General features: G+C 47.4%; 30 protein-coding genes. 1 reads left to right on the top strand and 29 read right to left on the bottom strand.

Annotated elements, in window-relative coordinates; translation table 11 throughout:
• Positions 1–35 precede the first annotated feature (35 nt).
• From ACFQZG_RS25765 to ACFQZG_RS25725, 9 genes are all read right to left on the bottom strand, one after another.
• On the bottom strand, positions 36–1937 hold the full coding sequence (locus ACFQZG_RS25765; RefSeq protein ID WP_378157619.1) for an LTA synthase family protein: 1902 nt from the start codon (positions 1935–1937) through the stop codon (positions 36–38).
• Positions 1938–2144: 207 nt separating this feature from the next.
• Complete coding sequence (locus ACFQZG_RS25760; RefSeq protein WP_378157618.1) at positions 2145–2579, bottom strand: GNAT family N-acetyltransferase; 435 nt, start codon at positions 2577–2579, stop codon at positions 2145–2147.
• A 172-nt stretch (positions 2580–2751) separates the two neighbouring features.
• Entirely contained in the window at positions 2752–3009 is a 258-nt protein-coding gene (locus ACFQZG_RS25755) for a DUF2164 domain-containing protein (RefSeq protein WP_378157617.1), read from the bottom strand.
• A 58-nt stretch (positions 3010–3067) separates the two neighbouring features.
• Positions 3068–3466 (bottom strand): GNAT family N-acetyltransferase, encoded by a 399-nt coding sequence (locus ACFQZG_RS25750; RefSeq protein ID WP_378157616.1) that lies wholly within the window; start codon positions 3464–3466, stop codon positions 3068–3070.
• A 40-nt stretch (positions 3467–3506) separates the two neighbouring features.
• The gene (locus ACFQZG_RS25745; RefSeq protein WP_378157615.1) at positions 3507–4214 is read right to left on the bottom strand and encodes an alpha/beta fold hydrolase; all 708 of its coding nucleotides are present in this window, start codon (positions 4212–4214) and stop codon (positions 3507–3509) included.
• Positions 4215–4232: 18 nt separating this feature from the next.
• Positions 4233–4766, bottom strand: coding sequence for a hypothetical protein (locus ACFQZG_RS25740; RefSeq protein WP_378157614.1), 534 nt, complete (start codon positions 4764–4766; stop codon positions 4233–4235).
• Between the two features lie 133 nt (positions 4767–4899).
• Entirely contained in the window at positions 4900–5181 is a 282-nt protein-coding gene (locus tag ACFQZG_RS25735; RefSeq protein WP_378157613.1) for a hypothetical protein, read from the bottom strand.
• Between the two features lie 42 nt (positions 5182–5223).
• Positions 5224–5742, bottom strand: a complete 519-nt coding sequence (locus tag ACFQZG_RS25730) for a DinB family protein (protein WP_378157654.1) — start codon at positions 5740–5742, stop codon at positions 5224–5226.
• Between the two features lie 26 nt (positions 5743–5768).
• Complete coding sequence (locus tag ACFQZG_RS25725) at positions 5769–6356, bottom strand: class I SAM-dependent methyltransferase (protein ID WP_378157612.1); 588 nt, start codon at positions 6354–6356, stop codon at positions 5769–5771.
• Between the two features lie 88 nt (positions 6357–6444).
• On the opposite strand from ACFQZG_RS25725, the gene ACFQZG_RS25720 reads away from it, so the two are divergent.
• Positions 6445–6669 (top strand): hypothetical protein, encoded by a 225-nt coding sequence (locus tag ACFQZG_RS25720; protein ID WP_378157611.1) that lies wholly within the window; start codon positions 6445–6447, stop codon positions 6667–6669.
• A gap of 46 nt (positions 6670–6715) precedes the next feature.
• Here the strand turns inward: ACFQZG_RS25720 and ACFQZG_RS25715 are convergent, their stop codons facing one another.
• The 20 genes from ACFQZG_RS25715 to ACFQZG_RS25620 all read right to left on the bottom strand — a co-directional run bounded on the left by ACFQZG_RS25715 (position 6716) and on the right by ACFQZG_RS25620 (position 18714).
• Positions 6716–6874 (bottom strand): hypothetical protein, encoded by a 159-nt coding sequence (locus tag ACFQZG_RS25715; protein WP_378157610.1) that lies wholly within the window; start codon positions 6872–6874, stop codon positions 6716–6718.
• A 250-nt stretch (positions 6875–7124) separates the two neighbouring features.
• Positions 7125–7604, bottom strand: a complete 480-nt coding sequence (locus ACFQZG_RS25710; RefSeq protein WP_378157609.1) for a DinB family protein — start codon at positions 7602–7604, stop codon at positions 7125–7127.
• 9 nt (positions 7605–7613) lie between these two features.
• A complete protein-coding gene (locus ACFQZG_RS25705) occupies positions 7614–8192 on the bottom strand; it encodes a hypothetical protein (protein ID WP_378157608.1) in 579 nt (192 codons plus the stop codon).
• A 27-nt stretch (positions 8193–8219) separates the two neighbouring features.
• Positions 8220–8876: a hypothetical protein gene (locus ACFQZG_RS25700; protein WP_378157607.1), complete on the bottom strand. Its 657-nt coding sequence runs from the start codon at positions 8874–8876 to the stop codon at positions 8220–8222.
• A gap of 18 nt (positions 8877–8894) precedes the next feature.
• Positions 8895–9401, bottom strand: coding sequence for a signal peptidase I (gene lepB / locus ACFQZG_RS25695; protein WP_378157606.1), 507 nt, complete (start codon positions 9399–9401; stop codon positions 8895–8897).
• A gap of 5 nt (positions 9402–9406) precedes the next feature.
• Complete coding sequence (locus tag ACFQZG_RS25690; protein ID WP_378157605.1) at positions 9407–9715, bottom strand: GNAT family N-acetyltransferase; 309 nt, start codon at positions 9713–9715, stop codon at positions 9407–9409.
• A 759-nt stretch (positions 9716–10474) separates the two neighbouring features.
• Positions 10475–10702 carry a zinc ribbon domain-containing protein gene (locus tag ACFQZG_RS25685; RefSeq protein ID WP_378157653.1) on the bottom strand — a complete coding sequence of 76 codons (228 nt, stop codon included), beginning with the start codon at positions 10700–10702 and terminating at the stop codon, positions 10475–10477.
• 190 nt (positions 10703–10892) lie between these two features.
• On the bottom strand, positions 10893–11432 hold the full coding sequence (locus tag ACFQZG_RS25680) for a GNAT family N-acetyltransferase (RefSeq protein ID WP_378157604.1): 540 nt from the start codon (positions 11430–11432) through the stop codon (positions 10893–10895).
• Positions 11433–11493: 61 nt separating this feature from the next.
• Positions 11494–12060, bottom strand: coding sequence for an AAA family ATPase (locus ACFQZG_RS25675; RefSeq protein ID WP_378157603.1), 567 nt, complete (start codon positions 12058–12060; stop codon positions 11494–11496).
• Positions 12061–12152: 92 nt separating this feature from the next.
• On the bottom strand, positions 12153–12578 hold the full coding sequence (locus ACFQZG_RS25670; RefSeq protein WP_378157602.1) for an NUDIX hydrolase: 426 nt from the start codon (positions 12576–12578) through the stop codon (positions 12153–12155).
• A 399-nt stretch (positions 12579–12977) separates the two neighbouring features.
• Positions 12978–13700, bottom strand: coding sequence for an AAA family ATPase (locus ACFQZG_RS25665; RefSeq protein WP_378157601.1), 723 nt, complete (start codon positions 13698–13700; stop codon positions 12978–12980).
• 15 nt (positions 13701–13715) lie between these two features.
• On the bottom strand, positions 13716–14381 hold the full coding sequence (locus ACFQZG_RS25660; protein WP_378157600.1) for an HAD family hydrolase: 666 nt from the start codon (positions 14379–14381) through the stop codon (positions 13716–13718).
• A 12-nt stretch (positions 14382–14393) separates the two neighbouring features.
• Complete coding sequence (locus ACFQZG_RS25655) at positions 14394–14753, bottom strand: MmcQ/YjbR family DNA-binding protein (protein WP_378157599.1); 360 nt, start codon at positions 14751–14753, stop codon at positions 14394–14396.
• 28 nt (positions 14754–14781) lie between these two features.
• Entirely contained in the window at positions 14782–15294 is a 513-nt protein-coding gene (locus ACFQZG_RS25650) for an 8-oxo-dGTP diphosphatase (protein ID WP_378157598.1), read from the bottom strand.
• Between the two features lie 25 nt (positions 15295–15319).
• Positions 15320–15871 (bottom strand): dihydrofolate reductase family protein, encoded by a 552-nt coding sequence (locus ACFQZG_RS25645; protein WP_378157597.1) that lies wholly within the window; start codon positions 15869–15871, stop codon positions 15320–15322.
• Positions 15872–15904: 33 nt separating this feature from the next.
• Positions 15905–16696: a lipid II flippase Amj family protein gene (locus ACFQZG_RS25640; protein ID WP_378157596.1), complete on the bottom strand. Its 792-nt coding sequence runs from the start codon at positions 16694–16696 to the stop codon at positions 15905–15907.
• Between the two features lie 26 nt (positions 16697–16722).
• On the bottom strand, positions 16723–17301 hold the full coding sequence (locus ACFQZG_RS25635) for a histidine phosphatase family protein (RefSeq protein ID WP_378157595.1): 579 nt from the start codon (positions 17299–17301) through the stop codon (positions 16723–16725).
• Between the two features lie 9 nt (positions 17302–17310).
• The gene (locus ACFQZG_RS25630; protein WP_378157594.1) at positions 17311–17778 is read right to left on the bottom strand and encodes an NUDIX domain-containing protein; all 468 of its coding nucleotides are present in this window, start codon (positions 17776–17778) and stop codon (positions 17311–17313) included.
• 22 nt (positions 17779–17800) lie between these two features.
• The gene (locus ACFQZG_RS25625) at positions 17801–18250 is read right to left on the bottom strand and encodes a VOC family protein (protein WP_378157593.1); all 450 of its coding nucleotides are present in this window, start codon (positions 18248–18250) and stop codon (positions 17801–17803) included.
• 14 nt (positions 18251–18264) lie between these two features.
• Positions 18265–18714, bottom strand: a complete 450-nt coding sequence (locus tag ACFQZG_RS25620) for a GNAT family N-acetyltransferase (protein ID WP_378157592.1) — start codon at positions 18712–18714, stop codon at positions 18265–18267.
• Between the last annotated feature and the right edge of the window lie 458 nt (positions 18715–19172).

Below are 19172 nucleotides of genomic sequence, written 5' to 3'. Positions count from 1 at the left end.
TCCTGCGAGGCGGCGGCCGTATCGGTATGCGATCGTTATTCCGTCGGCGCTTGCGACGCCGCGTTCGGATCCTTATCCGGCAGTTGCGGAACGTAGCTGTCCGACAAGTGAAGCAGCTCAAGCGTGTTCTTGTATTCGTCTTCCGTCACGTCGGCCGTCGAGCCTTCGATGTTCGGAAGCGGGTAATTCTCGCCGTCTTCGTACCCGACGCCCGGGAGGAACAGCTTCCGGTCCGTGAACACGGAGCCGGTCGGCAGGAAGTGGCGCATCGGAAGCATGTTGTAGTTCTGATTAAACAGGTCCTCGCCGAAGTGGATCTGATCGTTCAGCGAAATGCCCATCAAGTTGGCGACCGTCGGCAGAATGTCGACTTGACCGCCGGTGTTGCTCCGTACTTCCGGTTGCGTGACGCCCGGTACATGCACGACGAGCGGAATGTTGAACATATCGGTGTAGCCGTATTCGTGGCCGAGAATCTCATCCATAAGCGATTTCTCGTGCTTATCCAGCGAGTAGAGCGGCAATCCTTGATGGTCGCCGTACAACATCACGACGCTGTCTTCCCACATCCCGCTGCTCTTCAGCTTGTCGATGAATTGGCCGAGAGCGTTGTCCGCGTAGTTCTGAGCTTCCAGGTAATGTCCGACGAGCGTATCGTCGTAAGCTTCGGGCAGATCGAACATGACTTTGTCCGCCGGAATCTCGTACGGATGGTGAGAGCTCATCGAGATAATCTGCGCGTAGAACGGCTTGTCGCTCGCATCCATCTCCTGCAGCTTATCGAACGTCTTGCTGTACAGCACTTCGTCGGAGGCGCCGAACGCGACATGATCCTCGTCGCCGAAGTACGATTGGTCGTAATAATGACCGAAGCCGATCGCCGAGTAAAGCTCCTTGCGGTTCCAGAAGTCGACTTGGTTCGTATGGAACGTCGCCGAATCGTACCCGATGTTGCCAAGCAACTTCGGCAAGCTCGGCAATGCCTTCTTCACGTAGTTATCGGTCGCCGGTTCGTGCTTCGGCACGTAGAGCGACGTATTCACGGTGAATTCGGCGTCCGAGGTCGTTCCTTGGCCGACCGACGTGTAGAAGTGATTGAAGTGAACGTCGTCCGCCGCGAGCTTGTTCATATTCGGCGTTAATTCCTTGCCGTTGATCTTCAGCCCGATCAGGAAGTTCTGGAACGATTCCATCTGGATAATGATCAGGTTCTTGCCCTGCGCCGCGCCTTCGTATTGACGAACGACCGGCTGCGTAATCCCCTTCAGGCGGTCGATCTCGGTCTGGGTGATGTCTTCCATCTCGACCAAGTCCTCTTCGTCGGTCGAATCCGCGAAGATGGTGTACACCTCGTAATTCAGGATGCCCATTTCTTCGGCTTTTTTGTTCTCGTTCATGCTCGCCTTGTTCGGCCAGATGTTGAAGATGCACAGCGCGACCGATACCGCGAACACCATGGAGATGACCGGCTTGCGAAGCGGTTTGACTCGGAACGGCTTGCGCACCGACTTCTTGTTCTTGTACGAAACCCAGATCAGGAACGCGGCAAGGACGAAGATGTCGAAGAATATAAGCAAATAATAAGGATCCATCAACGAATAAGTGCTGTTGCCGACCTTCGTGACTTTGTCCGCTTGCTTCAGGGCATGATACGTAGCGATGATGCCGTAATACTTATAGTACATGAGCACCGCGAAGAACAGCACGGTGAGCAGTAAGTTCACGATCATGTAGTAGAGCAGCTTGCGCCGGGTCGCGAACCATTCGATGAGACAGAACACGATCCAGAAGAACGGAATCTCCGTCACGAACGTTTCCCACGACGGACCGTCGTCGAATACGACGTACCAGGCGAGCGCGCCCTTCAGCGCCAGGATCATCGTGAACAGGAGGAATCTTACGTTCATCAGTTTGTACCATAAAGTCAATGTTATCATTCCTTTCCGTAGCAACACAAAATAGGCTGGTTCAATATCCGCAGCCCCTGCTGTGCCGTCATGATGCCAATCGCTCTGATCAACTCTTCGATTCTTCCAATCTAGCAAAGAAAAAAATCAAAGGCAAGTGCAGATGTTGGTCCACGAACTAAAGATTAGTTAAATGTGACGTTATGATGTCGGTATTGCTTGCGCGGTTGCAAACGCTTAATCAGCCTGCTCGAGCGCATCGTACAAGCAACGGAACCGTTCGACGCCTGGATACGATTCCCCGAGGCTCTCGATTCTGAATCCGATGCTGCGGTAGAAATGCACCGCATCCTCGTCCGTCTCCGCCACGATCGCCCGCGGTTCGAATTGATGCAGCAATTCCAGAATCATTCCGCGTCCGAAGCCGGCGCCTCTGGAATCGGGCAATACCGCGATATGGCGCAGCGTCATGAGACCATCTACATCGACCTCGAAGCCGACGAAGCCGACTACCTGGCCTTGGGATTCGTAGCCCATGATGCGCAGCTGATCGCTCCCCGAAGCGTATTGCTCGATTGTGCGTTCCGGCTCGCCTTCGTCCGGGAATACGGACATCCCGATCAATTCGCGGATGACGGGGTCGCCTAGTCGCGACCGAATATCGATGAACAAGCGCAATCTCTCCTCTAACTCTCTGCGAAACTCCGTCGGCTTTTATTATACGTCATCTTCCGAGAATGCTCCAACTTGACTGCGCTTACATGGAAAAAATCGTTCGAAAGATGTCCCCATTAGATCATTAATGACATTAACGAATAGCTAGTTCGCCATAGAGGCGCCCATACTACCGGTCGCCCCGCTTCAGTGGCTTCTCCAACGCGTACAGTTCGTCTTCCAGCTGGTTCATCTTCTCCTGGAACGCGTTCCTGGCGTCGGCGAGCGCCGCGTTGTACAAGTAGGGCCCGGCCTCCAAGAGCATGAAGTCGATGAGTTGCTCCGCGGCCAATTCGCCGATGGATTCTCCCCGCTCCGTCTCGAAGAAATGTTGCACGCGATGGACAAGCTGGAGCTTGTCTTCTCTTGGCAGCTTAATCGGTATCATGGCGTTATTCCAGCCTCTCTCTTCAATCGTATGATGTTCGGACTAGCTCCATCCGGCCTTAGCTCTTCCTCGGGATGACGAACGCCCGATCCGATTTCTCGAATCCGATCTTCGGATAGAAATCGACGGCGCCCGGCGCGGATAAGAGCACGAGCGACACTTCGTCGCCGAGATGTTCCCTCAGCGCGGCCACGAGCCGATCGCCGATTCGCTTCTTCTGGAATTCGGCATCGACCGCAAGGTCGGACAAGTAGCAGCAATAGGCGTAATCGGTTATGGCTCGCGCGATACCTACCAGCCGGCCTTCGCTTCGCGCGCTGACGATGACGTCGGCGTTATCGATCATTGTGCGCATGCGCGCCAGATCCTCGTGAGGACGTTTAATCCCCGATCTTCGGAATACTTCGGATAGTTCTTGGGGTTCGACCTTGTCGTCAATCTTATAAGTAATCATCATGCATATCTCCTAACTCAACGTTCTCTTTCTTCTTACCCGGTTAGCTGCCGATGAACGCTCCGATCTCGCGATATAGCCGGTCTTTGTCCGTATGGCGAATGTCATGACCCGACCGCGGGAACTCCGAGACGATCGCTTGCGGATTGATTCGATAATAGCCGCGCACGTCGTCCTCGTCCAATAAGCTGTCCTCGAGCATGCCTCTTAGGACGAGCAGCTTCTTGTTCGTGCGAAAATCGAATTCGTATCGCTCCGATTCTCGTTGAATGCCCCTGACGGCTTCAGGCCGAATGTTCTGCTGTCTGGAGAACGGGATCAAATAGTTGCGGATGTACCCGGTATCCCAGCCCTCCGGCATCTGCTTGTGCACGGCCGGGTAATCTTGAACGATGATCGACACGACGCTTGAGGGGTGCCTCTCCGCGTAGCCGAGCGCGTAGGATACGCCTCTAGAGTAACCGAACAGATGGAACCGATTCAAGCCGACGGCATCGACGACGCTCTCGATGTCCGCGATATGCTCGTCCAATCCGTAGCCGGCGTCGGGCGTACCGCTCCGTCCCCGTCCTCTGAACGATAGCGCGACGCATCTTCTCGGCGATAGATAAGCCATCAGGTCGGCATACTCCTCCGCCGTCTCCGACAATCCGGGGCAGATCAAGAGCGGCACGAGCGAACCGTCGGGATTCGAATCGAGATAGTGTATGGCCGTTCCTTTGCTGTCGGTCATCTTCGATACGAGCTTCATGCGCCGATCTCCCCTTCCTTATACGCCATGGATGCGCTCCAGCCGCAACGTGTCACCCTCGGTTACCGGTTTCAGCTGGATCCTCTTCAGCAGCACGATCACCTGGTCTTCGAAGGCGAACAGTTCGACGCCCTTCTCGTAATAGTCCAAGCGATTCAACGTAATCGGCGCTTGATCGGGCAGCGCGAACGTATACTCGGATTCGTTCTGTCGAAGATATTTCATGAACGCTCTAGCTCTAATATAGTAATCTCCGTCCAAGTTAATGAGCGGATACTGTGCTTGCTCTTCCGGGTATACGTCGAAAACGCTCGACTCCACGTAATAGCGGTTGGCGTTCTTCACGATCGTGCTGACCTGATTGTACGTATAAGGCACCTGAAGCACCTTCAAATAAATCTGCTCGACGATGGCGATCAGCTTGGACAAGCCCATTAACAGTAGTCCGCCGAAGACGCTGTTCAATACGACGTAAAAGTTATCGCTAGGAAATCCGACGAATATGCCGATGAAGAGCATGAAGAAGCCGCTAATCATTAATAATGTTTTCACGTATATCTTCCTTCCTTCCGAAGTCGATGGGCTCAGCAGATCTCGAAAGTCGATCGGTTATTCTTATTCAAGCCGTTCGGATTGATGCTTCCTGAACAATCGTTGCATCGTATCGGTGTCCCTTCCGGAGACGTTATTCGACGGGACTGTTATTGATCATGACGAGCTCGTTATCGCGATCGAAGGACACGGTATCATGAATCTCGACTTGGTCCCAATGACGCTTCGACACTTCCACATACTCATGACGATCGCCGCTAGAGATCTCAAATACGTATTGACCGCTCTTCTGTTCTTTGTTCAACACCGTGGCGGAATGGTCGACGGGAATGGGCTGATCTTCTCGATCGTTCGTGCAACCGGTCATGCAGACGATGACGAGGAAGATTATCGCGATCAGTCGTGCGAGCATCATTCGAATACTCCTTCGTCGTGGCGTGATAGGCGAATCGAAATGTTATACAGCCATACGCTTCCTGATCATTCGAATCTGACCGCGATGATTAATCTCGTCTTCGAATACATGGAACCACATGAAATAATGGTTCGCTTGCTTGTTGTACCAGAAAGGTTCTTCCTTCGCCAGCCAATCGTCGTTCACCGTCTTGAAGAGCTCGTAAGAACGATTCCTGACTTCGTCAAGCTTGTTCAGATAGAAGCTCAACTCGTGCCCCTTGATCTTCTCCCGACCTACATCGCCTAGATCGAGCGCGGGTCCCCAGACGTTCAGCTCTTCCTCGCTCAACTCGCGTTTCTCGAAAGTCTCCACTTGATACGCGTATTCTACTCCCGCGAAATGCAACAGTAACGCGCCGATGGTGTTGCTCTGTGGATCCAGAAGATAATCCAATTGATCGACAGACAGATTCTTCACTTCCGCTAGCGTCGTATGTCTCGCGTAATTCATCATCGAGAGAAGCTTGCTAATCTGAGGCGTATACCCCGGGATATCGGTAATGAGGTAGATGTTGTCCATGTTCATTCTCTTTGTTCCCCCTGATGTTAGTCGCGGCGTTGAGCCACGTAAGTAATGCAATCGCTCGTTAACAGGACCGGTCGATCGTCACGTTCGATCTCGAACGCTAACGGCTTCGCCAGCTTCATTCGAACGTCCCAGCCCGCGTAGTTGCTATCCAATAGCTCGTACATCGCTTCCGTCGATAAGTTGACCTCGAACATCGGTTCCATCGGAAGCTGCGTTCGCAAATCGATCTCGCTAATATTCGAATTGATGACGATACAGTTCGTCCCTCCCGCCGCGGTTCCGGACGCCATAAGACCTAACGTCTTCTTCAGCGCGTCCTCGGAGCTGACATGCTCCAGCGCGGAGACGGCGACGATGAGATCATACTCTTGGCTCCCGATCGCAAAGTGCTCAATGTCGGATTTGATCGTCTTGATGAGGTGCGCAACCTCGAACTGCTTGCCGTATTGCTCCACCTTCGCGATGGCTGAATCCAACAAATCGACGCATATGACGGTACACGCCTTATCTTTCATTGCGGCAGCGATCGGAATGCCGTTCCTACCCGCCCCGCAACCTAAGTCCAGCGCTTTGAACAACTTCGAACGTTCATTCCTCGTTCGCATAGTTTGTGATCTCTATCACATTCGTTCGCCATGCCTTGCATTATGATGATCTCAGAACGATTCGCAATTCGTAATGGAGGTCATGAAGATGACAATGCAATTCCTATCGAACCTGCCGCAGATCGGCGAGAGCATCGCGAAAGTCGCCTCGGAGGGCGGACAATTGATAGCGGACTTTATCAGTTTATACGGTTTTTTTGCCTTCTGCCTCGTATTCGTCGGCTTCTGCTTGGTCATCCCCGTCCGCATATACGAGAAGTATTACTCCGTCGCGGACGACGAAGCCGATCATCCGGTTGCCTTAAGCAAATAAAAACCGCCTAGAGTAGGCGGTCATTGTCTTAGGACCTTGGCATCGATTATTTATGAATATGGTATACACCGAAGCGATTGATATCTTCAATCGCTTTGCGGCCGTACGATTCGATTACGGCTGCTTCGTTCAGGAGTGTCTTCTCTTTGCTCTGGCCGTCGAACTGTACGATCTTCCCGTCTTTCACGACGTACAACGTTTCCATATGAATCGCTCCTCATCCCGTGGCTTAGAAAGATCATAAAGACGTTCCACTTATTACTATTCGTTACGTTCGTACGATTTCCTGCCGCATCGTTAAATATGCGCGGCGTCGTTCAGCTGCCCGATCGACGCCACGTACTTAAGAATAATCGGTTGATCGGGAGGCCTGAGTTCATTCGGGATATCTTGGACCCGGAAGAACCTAACTTCCATTACCTCATCCTGGTCCGTACGAAGCAGCCCGCCGTAATCTATTTGCGCTTGGGGATCGTCGTCACGATATACCGTTCGTTCATCAGAAGCTTTGCGATATACATCATCTGTCCCAGATGTTGGGAGAAATGCGTCGCGCACTGCATAACGATATCAAGATTCGTCCTGTCTTTGTTCCTTACTTGTTGTGTCTTCGCCCACGTTTCCTTGGGCATATCGCTAATGGTGCCGATCACGATCCGGTACGTCGATTCGGTTATTTCGAGTAATTGCTCCTTGGTTCTATGCATCGCTTCGAATTCGGCATCCCGATCCCTTATGAACTCGTCGTGAAGTATGCCGCTGCCTATTCGTTCGTTCACGTTTCCTTGAATATGGACGACTAAGTTAGCAATACTATTGCTCGACTCGTTCGGACGCCAATTCAGTCCATCCGTATCCATCTGATCTAACACGAGCAACGTTCGGTTCCGTATCTCTTCGAACTTCTTAACGAGCAGCTCTCGGATTTCGTCCATGACGATACCTCACTTGGTTTGATTTTGCTCATAAAAGCTTCTAACGACCGCATGGTTCCATATCTGAGCCTCAACGTACGGAATCGTTCCCTCCGGATGCTTGGCAGCAATGCTATCCATGATATCGGTCGTGATCAAATTTCGTACTTCGGACAGCGTGAACACTTGTCCGTGATAGCCAGGTTGGTAATACGCTTCAGGCTTGTCTCTGCTAATCCAGTACGAGACCATGCTGTCCGGGAACGTAAAGCTAACCTCGCTCTCCCGCAATATCGATAATGGAATTCTCAGCTTATTGACTTCGAGCCCCATCGATTGCGAGTAATTCTCGATCCAATCGGACGAGCCGAGGACGGCGTAGATCGGATAGCGATCCTTCAGCGTCCCGCCTTTATCGACGAACTTATCTCTCAGCCACGTCTCCGCCTCTACTCGACTGTCCCAATATTGTTGCGGTTCTTTGAACCGTTCGAAGAAAGGCGTATCGTCGCATAGCTCCTTCATGACTTGCAAAGCTTCGTTCCTAGACAAGGCAGACAGGCTTCTGAAGGGTTCCGCGTTATAATAGTGCGTGACGTACTCGAACATCATCGTACCTCCGAAAGGTTTACTGATTCATCTGCCTGACCGCGAAGTTCTGAACTTGTACCTCAACCACGTCGTAACGATGGATTCTTCCGGCTTGTGAGCAGAGATCTTATCCCGATATTCGAAGTCTTCCGCGCTTACCTCTAATCTCAGAACCGGCTTGGCTTCTTGCCTGCTTATCCACTCGTCGAAGTAGACTCGAGACTTATGAGTGCGTTCGAACGTATCCGAGGACAGCAAATAAATCGTTCCGCATATCCACGGGTTCTGAGCGATCGTCTTCTTCGTTAACGAAAAGAAGTAATGTCTGGTATCGTTCGCCGTTCTCAAGCACCCATTCCTGAAATTTCCGACGACTTTACTACGATCCAATATCGCGTAGAACATCGGCCATACTCCGTCTTTGGTCGCGAACACGGCATTCACGAGTTCGCCGTTGTATAATGTCTGTTCTCTCGGCTCGAACCGTTCGATATTCATCCTATTCGAACCGTGGGCGACGAAGCTCTTCTCTTGAATCAGGTAATCGATGAAGCGGGACTTAGGAAGTTCGGACGAATAGCAGACGACTCCATTATTGCGTATCGCGCTAAGATACATTTCTTCGAAGCGATCCCTCTCCTCGGTCGAGAATGCCGGAACCGTCCGTCGACAGAAGAGTAGCTTCAACATCAGTGACAGCATTGGCGTAACTCCCTCGGACTATCGATACAGATAATGGAATGGAATATTCAGGATCACTTTGCCGATCAAGGCCTTCTTCTCCACGAACGGCGTTTCCCAAGCATGCGAATCGAAGCTGTCGTTGCGATTATCGCCTAAGAAGAAATACTTGCCTTCCGGCACCGATACGGGGCCGAAATCGTAATTCATTTGTTCTTTGATGTAGCTTTCGTACACCTTCTCGTTGTTCCTGAATAAGAAGCCCTCTTTGACCTCGATGAGATCGCCGGGCAGGCCGATTAACCTCTTCACGAAACGTTCGTATCCCTCTACTTGGACGGGCGGACGAAACACGATAATATCCCCGTGATGCAAGCTGGTTAACGGCATGACTTTCTCGACGACGACGCGATCATGAATTTGAATGGTCGGCAGCATCGATCCCGACGGTACGACCATCGCCTCGACGATATAGGTTCGAACGACCATGGAGGCAACGATCGCAATGATAAACGTCGGTACCCATTGTCTAAGGAATCGTTTCATCTGTATCACCTCTCTTCTATGACTTTCTTCAAATAATAATGCGTATGACTTCCCGCGTTCTCGATCGTTCCATACACCTGAAATCCTTCCTTCAGGTAAAAATCCAACGCTTGAAAACTCAACGTGTCCAGCTTAATGAAGCCTCCGACGATTCCTCCGAATATCTCCCCATCCTCATTGACCAGTTGCAGATTGAGTTCCTGATATCGGCCTTTATATTCGTCGGGAAAGTGCATGAGGTTAAATTCGATCATCTTGTTCGTAACGTACGCTTTGCTTGCTGAACTTATGGAATGGGATATCGTTAATGACAATTCGTTCGCTCCCTTAATCTTGGCAATTCTACTTAATCGATCAATAAAAATAGCCCTTTAATGGAATTGTAATCCATTCAAGGGCCGTTATCATCTATTATTTTCATTCGTTTCGAAAGAATCATTTCGGAATCAGCAAGTACTTCCCTTCCCTAAGCGACCGATACATCTCGCGATAATTCGTTGCCTCGTTTTTGGCGGTAGCTACGTTATCGTTTAACTGGTTTATGAGATGCAGTAATCGCTGGACTTCCGCGCTTAGCCTTTGGTTCTCTCTGACTTTGGATTTGTAGGAGGTAAGCAGGTTACTATACTCAAGTTCACTTATGTAATGATACTTAGCGACTGAATTTGACATAAACTCCGCTCCTTCGGCTTCAATTATTCATATAATTCGAAAGCCGATGGGAATTTGAGGGGGTACCCTGCAATAAAATTTTCCTCAGGAATGATTTAATTGGAATAATCGAAATTGCTCCAAGCCAAATAGAAGCAGATTGCTGCGAACGCATAGAAGATGATCGCGATTTTTGGATTTCTTCGCAGCTTGAACCCGAACGCGCAGAAAAAGATCGCGGCGGCGAGTTTAGACAGACTTTCATAATTCGTATGGTGGGAAAAGTTCGAACTGCTGAATACAATCGAAATGACGAAGGTTGAAAAGATCAAAATCTTAAACCATAACGGTTCCTTCATGAAAACCCGGTACATGAATTTAATCCTCTGCATCGACGCCCACCGTTTCTTTAATTCTGAATATCAACCGAATAATATATCCATTATACTCCCAAGCTGTCCCGATTTCTTGCCATTTAACACATCGGAATTATAGATCTCTACGTAGCCGCAATGGGTACATGACACGAACAGATAATGATTGTATTGGATGTCGAACAACTTACTTAAGCCAGTCCCGGTCATGGCCAACTCTTTCGTCATGCATTCATTATGACTACACTTGGCGCATTTGTAATGTCTGCTTATCATATCGGCTGCATGAGCACCCTGACTTACATATGTATCCGTATCCAAAGTAAACGCCGGTTTATCGTCGTCGAAATCAGCTTCTGTCACATGATCTAATCTGTTCTTACACTCCGGGCATCTTCCTCTGGTGATCTCGACCTGCTTGTGGCACCATGGACATTCGATCAATATAATCACTCCGTTCTATTGATTAATCGCTCGAATCGAGATAACCTTCAAGTCGGGTCTTCACTTCTTCCCAATCGGAGTCAATGACGCTGTAGATGATATAATCGAGACCGTAATACTTCTTTCTTAGAATCCCCTCCTGGACTGCTCCCAATCGTTCTATGGCCTTCTGCGACCTTATATTCGTTGTTGAAGTTACGATCTCAACCCTGCTTATTCGCAAGCACTCAAAAGCATATTTCAGCAACATATATTTGGACTCCGTATTTACTCTTGTTCTCCATACTTTCGATGCATACCAAGTAGATCCTATATTGAGATGGTTATGCTCTTCTGAAATTCTTAGAAATCTGGTCGTTCCAACAATTTCATTGTTCACTTTATCGTACACAACGAAAGGAAACTGTTCCTTGCGAGCTCGGCCAGCTATAGCTTGTTGGACAAGGCGATCCATATCTTCTTGCGTTCTGATCGCTACGGGATAGCTTGCCCAGATCTCCGGATCTCTCGAACATTCGAATAACGGAACGCTGTGCTCAATATCTAGCGGAATAAGTTTCACTCGTATACCTTCTAACTCAGAGAAAACGAACATACGACACCCTACCTTTCCTCGGCTTGCCTCAATCAATAATCCCAAATTGATTCATAATCATATTCGCCACTTCTTCCGGTTGGATATTCGTATTATTGATTCTTATATAATTCTTCTTCGTGATTTCACCTGGAAATGAGTTCAATCGGTGTCTCTCATTCGTCGAGATTAGATCTCTTTCGGATCTTTCAACGTCTCTTTTGGTAGGTTTATGAAGCAGTCTATTATCAGTACGATTCCTTCTTAATCTCTCCCCGTATTCTGCTTCCAGTTCAACAAAATATACTTCTGCACCTCGCGACTCGAAGAGATGGGAGATCCTTTCGATGTACTCCCAATCCGAAGGGAGATCGAACCCCCAAACGAAAGTAAATACCAGACCTTCCAATTCGCTTGCAGATACTTCTTCGAATATCTCCTGGCGAATCAGGCCGACCAATCGTTTTCCGGAAGGACTTCCGTAATCGAAAAACTGAGAAACAAAGTCTATCGACATATGATTGTGAAATAGTTTGATGTTTAACTTTTCCGCTAGGCTTTGACCTACCGTCATCTTACCTACGGCTTGAGGACCGAAGATGATAATGAACTTCATTGCGTAACCCCCAATTCAGCATCCGCTTGAGACTACCTAGGTGTCAGCTATAACTATGATGATTAACTAACGTTAATAATGCCATCATCATTTCAAATATTTCTCTCATCGGTAAATTCAATGCAGAACGGCTGCAATTCTGGCCTTAAACAATACTCAATGCGCTTCCTGAAATCTTTCCACTTCACCATCTCTAATGCTTTTTCAATGGGAAAGAAGCCTGAATCCAAGCTTTCCGAAGTCTGTATCAAATGTCCGCCAATCGGGCGAGCCAAGAATAACGTATTGCAAATCGAATTTCCTATGTTCTGAAATATCCCGCAAAAACTAATGATCTCAATATCGATCCCTGATTCCTCTTTTGTCTCTCTTATGGCGGCTTGACTTAACGATTCTCCTATTTCTACCTGGCCCCCGGGCATCTCCCAACCTCTGCGTGGACCTTTAATCAGTAACAACTCGTTTTTATCGTTTATTACGATTGCGGCTGCAGATACGATATGTTTCGGTGGATTCATTTTTTTGCTCCTTTCAACGATACAAATACAACCCTTAAATGGGATTGTAATCCATCGAAGGGCAATTATCATCCTATTTTTTGCTGTCATTACTTTTTGCTTTTCTTAGAAGCCATCCAGAAGACGAGGATCACGACCGGGATGAAGATGAACCACGGGATGTTAATCGTACTTTGGGTAATAAAAGCGATCGCTAATAATCCGACAGAACCAAGAATAAGCCATAAGCATCCTCTTCCGAACGTTTCCATATACTTTGGCTCCTCTCCGTTTAAGTCCAAATACAGATTGCTTAAAGATATGAGGTTATGCGTCTAATCTTTCCGATGTTCCACCGATTTCCGGTACAGTTCCCGCTTTCTCGATATTACAGCCACTTATAACTACTTCCGATAACATTTAAGATTCCATTATATCTCTAAGATAGAATTGTCTATTCTCTAGAAATCTCCGCGTCACTTGATAATGTTCCGTTTCTTTATAATCAATCTGTTGAATGGGATCCGAATCAAAGCTAAGGATCTCGGCTAATGGATATCCGAGTAAGATCGGTGAATGCGTTGCGATTATTAATTGAGCGCTCTTCTGCAATTCATGAATGATATTCAAAAATGCGATTTGTCTTGTCGGGCTTAGTGCCGCTTCCGGTTCGTCTAATAGGTAAATTCCGCGTTTTCCAAATCGATTCTCGAATAACGAGAAGAAAGCTTCCCCGTGCGATTGGCTATGTAGGGATTTCCCGCCATAAGAATCATATACCGATGGATGTTCCTCAGCCAGTTCGTCAATATGCGAAGCAAAATCATAAAATGTCTCCGCACGGAGAAAGAAACCCTGTGTCACCTTGGGCATCCATGATAACCTAATATGGTCTCCTAATAGAGCTTCCGATGAATTCAATTCGTATTGATTATTTCTGCTCCCACCGGCAGTATGGAAGCCGCATTGATAGGCTATTGCCTCTAACAATGTTGATTTCCCTGTCCCGTTTTCACCGACTAGAAAGGTAACGTTTTGCTTCAATGCTATCCGTCTCATGCTATTAATCGTTGGAATGTTGAAGGGATACTGATCTTGATTATGCATACTATCGTTTAGCTTACTTATTTCACGTAGATACATGTAATATCCCTCCGCTTATGTCTCCTTATCGATACGCTTCAATATAGTTGTCAATTCATTAAGATCCGATATTACTGCATCCGCAGTGACATTCATCTGCGTCAGCTTGTCTTTGTCCGATCGATATGCGATGAACCTTATGCCCGCGCTGTTCGACGCCTTGCCATCTATCCAAGAATCTCCTACCGAGAGACATTCATCGGCCGAACACTTGAACTCGTCCAACACTCGCAAGTAGCCATCCGGCGAAGGCTTCAAGGCGTTCATTCGTTCCCTGCCTACAATGAGGTCAAAGCAATCCAGTATGTTGTTGTCCCTTAACGCTACCTTGGCAGCTTCCATTGAATTGTTCGTTACGATTGCGATGCGATACCTACCCTTAAGTTGAGTAAGAATCTCCCTCGTACCCGGCTCCAGGTCTGCCCCAAGCATCCCAAGGATTTCGTGCTTCGTCGGAATCTCCCACATCTCTTTAAGTACCTCTTCCGTCATTCTATTCGTGCGGACCGCTTCCTCAATCAGGGTAGAAGTCGTGTGTCGACTAAGCTCATAATTATCGTTTAGGATCTCGTTTACGACGAGGAATCGATACGTTTCCTGCTTCATGGTTGGGAAGTCGATCCTTGATCGTAAGAGCGTGTTATCCATATCGAAAATAATTCCCGTTATCTTACGCTTCATATCGCTACCTCATCACCGATTCGGTTCTGGATTATCGCTGCCCTCGAATTCCTTTATTAACTTCTTCGGCGCTACGCTTTTCCATGCTTTTAAGAGTAATAACCTTGCCTCTTCCGGATTTATTAATTCCGTATTTACATGCATATAGTTTAGGTTTGAGAATGTTTCTGGAACCCGGAAAATCCGAGGATCTAGTTGCGTATAGATTTCGCGTTCCTCCGCCGATGTTTTTAACGTTAACGTAACCCCGTCTTCTTGAAGCACGGCAAATATTTTATTCTTCATTCGGAATGAAGGTTTGCCCCAATGTTCAACTTCCATGGATTCAGGCAGATTCATCGCATATTTTCGAATCTCGGCAATGGATATCATGGGCTTCATCCTTTTCCCCAATGGAATGTTAACTGCAGGAGCTAACTTCTCCTATCCGCCCCTCCTTGTAATACATTTCCGTCTTATTTAACTCCAGGTTCTTCTCTTGATCCCAGATCGTAGACTGTTCGAACACGCCAGGGGCGAAGAACAAAGGTATTCTCCTGCGGAACCAATCCTGCATCGGGAGGTGATCCGTCTGATTCTTATTGACCCATAACAATTCGCCTTCGGGGGGATGCTCCAATAATTCTCCTTCGTACGAGGTAATCAGATAGTTAAACACCATGTAACGAAGGCCGGTATTGATTTCACAGAACTCATTCAAACCCTTATATGTAATTTCCTTCACGATGAGTCCCGTTTCTTCTCTTACTTCACGTATCGCTCCATCCACGATGCTCTCGGGGAAATCCACCTTCCCGCCGGGAGCAATGAATCCGGGAAAGCCCAGTTTTTCGGGTCGATTGATAAGTAGAATTTGATCGCCGTTCTGAATCATGCATAGGGTTAAAATCTTATAATGAACTGTTGCTGTCATCCGGGTCCCTCCACTCTTGTCGTTATCAAGCCTCATATCTAAGTAACACATTCCCGGATGTAAAGCTCTTAGATTCAATGAGTTTGAGCACTTTATTCGTCGTTATGCCTTGAAGAACGCTTCTTCCATCTCCTAGAAAAACAGGATTTACTATGATCCGGTATTCATCAATCAAATTAAGATTCACTAGACTCGTTGAGAAGATTGAACTTCCGAATATCGCTATATCCTTCCCAGGACTTTGTTTCAGTTCTACAATCGCTTCTGCTAAATTTTCCGTAATCAATCTTGCATTCTTCCAATTCACAGTATTCATGGACGTAGAGAAGACGATTTTATTAATCTCATTCATAAAGCCGGCAATAATCGGATCGGCAGCTTTACCTACTTCTGTCGCCCAAAAGCTCTCCATCATTTCGAAGGTTTTACGTCCGAACATTAAGGTGTCAATGGATTGAAGAAATTCAATCGAGTAGCGTTGAAACTCTTCATCTACAACATGCCAATCGATTTCGCCTCTCGGACCTGAATAATATCCGTCTAGGGTTACCATCATTTGGTATATGATCTTTCTCATCTTTGTCTCCTTAATGATTAGAATTGAATACACTCAAATCACTTTCACGATGTATGTAATAAAATAGGCTGCAGGAATGAATAGCAATTGAGCGATCATCGTACCCACGAATCTAGTCGTCATTAATAAAACGTAGATCTTGCCTAATTGATTCCGATGTTCTTCATTATTTAATGCCTTATCCGTGATCAACCCTAACTGCGGATCAATGAACAAGGTTAATAGGATGGTCGCGATGCCGTTAATGATTCCCGAAGCTTGCGATGCGGACATACTGAATTCGGGCAATAGATGCGCAGCATAGAGCGAGGCCAGAACACCAACGGTATAGAAGGCAGTAACTAAGATGTTTATAATGATGAACTTCTTGGAAATGCCTAAATAGCGATACTGGCTAAGCTTTAATCGAGGAAGCCGCATATAGCGCTTCGAGTTTTTCAATTGGCTGATGGAGACGCTGGAGATTAATTTCGGGATAGACCCCGCGATTTCGAAATGGGCAATCACTCTTGCAAACAATCGTACGAATGTAGGGAACAGCGCGATCGCTAACAGCGTTCCTACCGACGATGCAAGAATCACGATTCTTAGTTGATTCAATAGTTGGAACGAGTCATGATTCTTGGCATAATCGACGAACTTTGCGGTTAGCGGCGCTTGAATCAGATTAGCGGTTCTTGCGACAAGGACAATGATACCCGTGAGCGATAATGCAACGGCAATTTTATTGAGCCTTACTCCCGCTAATCTGATGGAGTAGGAAAGCGTCTCTGCGGTATGAATGATCATCGTCATGATGAATACGGTAATGAGGGTCATCGTCATTGTTCGCCAGCTCCTCCTTGCCATTTCTATTCCACATATCTCCATAACCTGTTCACTTCTTCAAGCCCATTCTCATTAAATCGTAATTCATAGATATCCGGTTTCGACGTACTCATCCAAAACTCGTATCCATAACGTTTGTCGTAATAGTTCATGATGATCGTCATGATATTGCCATGCGTCCCGAGAACAATGTTGTTCCCCTTGTTCTCGGCCAACAGCTTCTTGATGACCGGTATCGCCCTGTCTTGCGCTTCGCGGGTAGATTCCCCGCCTTGCAGCGCATATTCCAGGTCGGTAAACGACTTCTCGATCGCGACTAGCAACTCTTCCCACGGAGCACGATAATCCAAACCTTTAATCGGACGTTCTCTTAATTCATCATACTCCACTACGGGAAGCTTCCTTCGGTCCGCTACTTCTTGAACCGTTTGAATGGCTCTTGCATAGTTACTTGAACAGACGCAATGAATCTCGAACGGATCCAATACATCGGCTACTTTCATTGCAGCTTCTTTGCCTTCCTCCGAAAGCCCTCTTGCCTGTTCTTGTCCGAACACAAAAGGCGAATCCGCGTGCCTGACCATGTATAGTCGTGTTTTCATATTTCCTCCTTACCGAATGTCTATCTCGACTTTATGATCGATTAGCTTAATCGTAATGGTATATTTCGCTAGATTGTTCTCTTTACATTGATTCCACTTATCGAAGCAATAATAGAACATGTCCCCGAAGTTCATGTCCTTAGGCAATTCGTCTTCGAATTTGATTTCTTCGATTTCGGATTCCGGCAATGTACTTAACTCATCTACTTCCGCGTAGAATACCATGCCGAAGCTGCCGTTCCATTGATATATTCCAAACGGCGTTAACGCAAATCCGATCGCGCCCGTCTCTTCGAATAACTCTCGGCTTGCCGTATATACGATCTCTTCTCCTGCCTCTCTATTGCCGCCCGGAATCTCCCATCCGCCCCGCTTCTTATTATGGATAACGATGAATTTGTCTTTAAACTTGGCGATCAGAATGGCAAACTTAATACGTTCATCATCTATTTCATTCGTCTCAAACCATTGTCTCATGTTGTTTATTCCTCACTGTCTCTTATTTACCGAGCTGTTCCGCCAAACCGATCAGAAGTCCTTCGACTCCACGGATATAGCAGAGCTTATAAGTGTCCCCGTACTGCACCACTTCGCCGACGAGCTGAGCGCCTTTCTTCGTGAGTCTGGATACCAACTCATCGATGTCTTGCACGGCAAACATGACGCGCAAATACCCGAGGGAATTTACGGGAGCGGTCCGGTGATCCGCTATCACCGGCGGGTTCAGGAATCTCGAGAGTTCGAGTCTGCTGTGGCCGTCCGGAGTAACCATCATAGCAATCTCGACGCTCTGGGAACCCAGTCCGGTTACGCGACCCGCCCATTCGCCTTCGATCGTGGCTCTCCCTTCGAGCTTCAGGCCGATCTCCTCGAAAAAAGCGATGGCGTCTTCAAGGGATTCTACGACGATGCCGACATTGTCCATTCTGAGCAATTGGTTGTTTGTCATCGATTTATCTCCTCCTACGTCTCTTTATACATATAAATCAATGTGAGGCTATCGTTAACATGTATTTCTTTAAAGATACGGTAGCCTAACTTTTTATATAGTTCTATGTTTTTAATGCTTTTATGCCCCGTAAACAATTCCATTCTCTTCGCATGACGATAAGACTCTTCGATTTCCTTCATTAATTTCTTCCCGATCCTTTGGTTCTGATACTCGGGCTTTACGATTAACTTGCCGATCAGGCATATGCCATCCCGAATGGTCGCCCTAACGGATCCGATAATCTCATCATTATTAATGACCTTAATTATCGTCCCTTCGTTATACTCTTCTTCTAATTGGCTTAAGGTTTGCTCTAATGGCGGAATGCTTGATTGATAGATGTCTGCCTCGCTCTGATAGGCTTCATATTGAAGCGCGAGAATCCGAGGAAGATCGGAAATGTCCGCTTGGGAGAATATCAATAGGATCACTCCTTTGAATTTCTATTTCTGATATTGCAAATATCCCTTAATCTCTTCATCGTCATATCCATCACAGTTCGAAACCTTCCCGCTATAACCGTCTCTTGTTTCATCCATTGAAAACCACACCTGCGAACCATTAGAAATCAGATCATATATAATAGGCCCGCTATCTATCGTTGGCGAGATGAGCATGACATTGTCGCCTTTGCGTTCGTGAAATCTCTCATAGAATACGTTCATTCGTTCGTAATCAATGTCGTCAAAATTCGTTAGCACGCCTCTCTGCATGTATTGTTTATGATATTCCGAGTTCAATCTAATGAAGTAAATAAGGCAAAGGCTAAGGGCAACAATGACCGTGCAAAGGAACCAATTCGTTCTTTTCATGGGATCTCCTTGTAATTGCCATTCTATCAACTAACCTTCGCCAAACCCCGTCTAACCTCCTGCCAGAA

Origin of the sequence: Cohnella sp. GCM10027633, assembly GCF_042675445.1 — a bacterium.
Taxonomy (GTDB): Bacteria; Bacillota; Bacilli; order Paenibacillales; family Paenibacillaceae; genus Cohnella.
Note: the sequence above shows the minus strand (reverse complement) of the source record. Positions and strands in the feature narration are given on the sequence as shown.

Bases quoted from the DNA above. Each gene is read 5' to 3' on its own strand.
- ACFQZG_RS25705 (WP_378157608.1), bottom strand. From the start codon at position 8,192: ATGTTCGAGTACGTCACGCACTATTATAACGCGGAACCCTTCAGAAGC.
- ACFQZG_RS25765 (WP_378157619.1), bottom strand. From the start codon at position 1,937: ATGATAACATTGACTTTATGGTACAAACTGATGAACGTAAGATTCCTC.
- ACFQZG_RS25655 (WP_378157599.1), bottom strand. From the start codon at position 14,753: ATGATATCCATTGCCGAGATTCGAAAATATGCGATGAATCTGCCTGAA.
- ACFQZG_RS25645 (WP_378157597.1), bottom strand. From the start codon at position 15,871: ATGAGAAAGATCATATACCAAATGATGGTAACCCTAGACGGATATTAT.
- ACFQZG_RS25675 (WP_378157603.1), bottom strand. From the start codon at position 12,060: ATGAAGTTCATTATCATCTTCGGTCCTCAAGCCGTAGGTAAGATGACG.
- ACFQZG_RS25710 (WP_378157609.1), bottom strand. From the start codon at position 7,604: ATGGACGAAATCCGAGAGCTGCTCGTTAAGAAGTTCGAAGAGATACGG.
- ACFQZG_RS25685 (WP_378157653.1), bottom strand. From the start codon at position 10,702: ATGATAAGCAGACATTACAAATGCGCCAAGTGTAGTCATAATGAATGC.
- ACFQZG_RS25665 (WP_378157601.1), bottom strand. From the start codon at position 13,700: ATGTATCTACGTGAAATAAGTAAGCTAAACGATAGTATGCATAATCAA.
- ACFQZG_RS25715 (WP_378157610.1), bottom strand. From the start codon at position 6,874: ATGGAAACGTTGTACGTCGTGAAAGACGGGAAGATCGTACAGTTCGAC.
- ACFQZG_RS25735 (WP_378157613.1), bottom strand. From the start codon at position 5,181: ATGATGCTCGCACGACTGATCGCGATAATCTTCCTCGTCATCGTCTGC.
- ACFQZG_RS25755 (WP_378157617.1), bottom strand. From the start codon at position 3,009: ATGATACCGATTAAGCTGCCAAGAGAAGACAAGCTCCAGCTTGTCCAT.
- ACFQZG_RS25720 (WP_378157611.1), top strand. From the start codon at position 6,445: ATGACAATGCAATTCCTATCGAACCTGCCGCAGATCGGCGAGAGCATC.
- ACFQZG_RS25745 (WP_378157615.1), bottom strand. From the start codon at position 4,214: ATGAAGCTCGTATCGAAGATGACCGACAGCAAAGGAACGGCCATACAC.
- ACFQZG_RS25730 (WP_378157654.1), bottom strand. From the start codon at position 5,742: ATGGACAACATCTACCTCATTACCGATATCCCGGGGTATACGCCTCAG.
- ACFQZG_RS25750 (WP_378157616.1), bottom strand. From the start codon at position 3,466: ATGATGATTACTTATAAGATTGACGACAAGGTCGAACCCCAAGAACTA.
- ACFQZG_RS25635 (WP_378157595.1), bottom strand. From the start codon at position 17,301: ATGAAAACACGACTATACATGGTCAGGCACGCGGATTCGCCTTTTGTG.
- ACFQZG_RS25625 (WP_378157593.1), bottom strand. From the start codon at position 18,250: ATGACAAACAACCAATTGCTCAGAATGGACAATGTCGGCATCGTCGTA.
- ACFQZG_RS25640 (WP_378157596.1), bottom strand. From the start codon at position 16,696: ATGACGATGACCCTCATTACCGTATTCATCATGACGATGATCATTCAT.
- ACFQZG_RS25725 (WP_378157612.1), bottom strand. From the start codon at position 6,356: ATGCGAACGAGGAATGAACGTTCGAAGTTGTTCAAAGCGCTGGACTTA.
- lepB (WP_378157606.1), bottom strand. From the start codon at position 9,401: ATGAAACGATTCCTTAGACAATGGGTACCGACGTTTATCATTGCGATC.
- ACFQZG_RS25700 (WP_378157607.1), bottom strand. From the start codon at position 8,876: ATGCTGTCACTGATGTTGAAGCTACTCTTCTGTCGACGGACGGTTCCG.
- ACFQZG_RS25660 (WP_378157600.1), bottom strand. From the start codon at position 14,381: ATGAAGCGTAAGATAACGGGAATTATTTTCGATATGGATAACACGCTC.
- ACFQZG_RS25670 (WP_378157602.1), bottom strand. From the start codon at position 12,578: ATGAATCCACCGAAACATATCGTATCTGCAGCCGCAATCGTAATAAAC.
- ACFQZG_RS25630 (WP_378157594.1), bottom strand. From the start codon at position 17,778: ATGAGACAATGGTTTGAGACGAATGAAATAGATGATGAACGTATTAAG.
- ACFQZG_RS25650 (WP_378157598.1), bottom strand. From the start codon at position 15,294: ATGACAGCAACAGTTCATTATAAGATTTTAACCCTATGCATGATTCAG.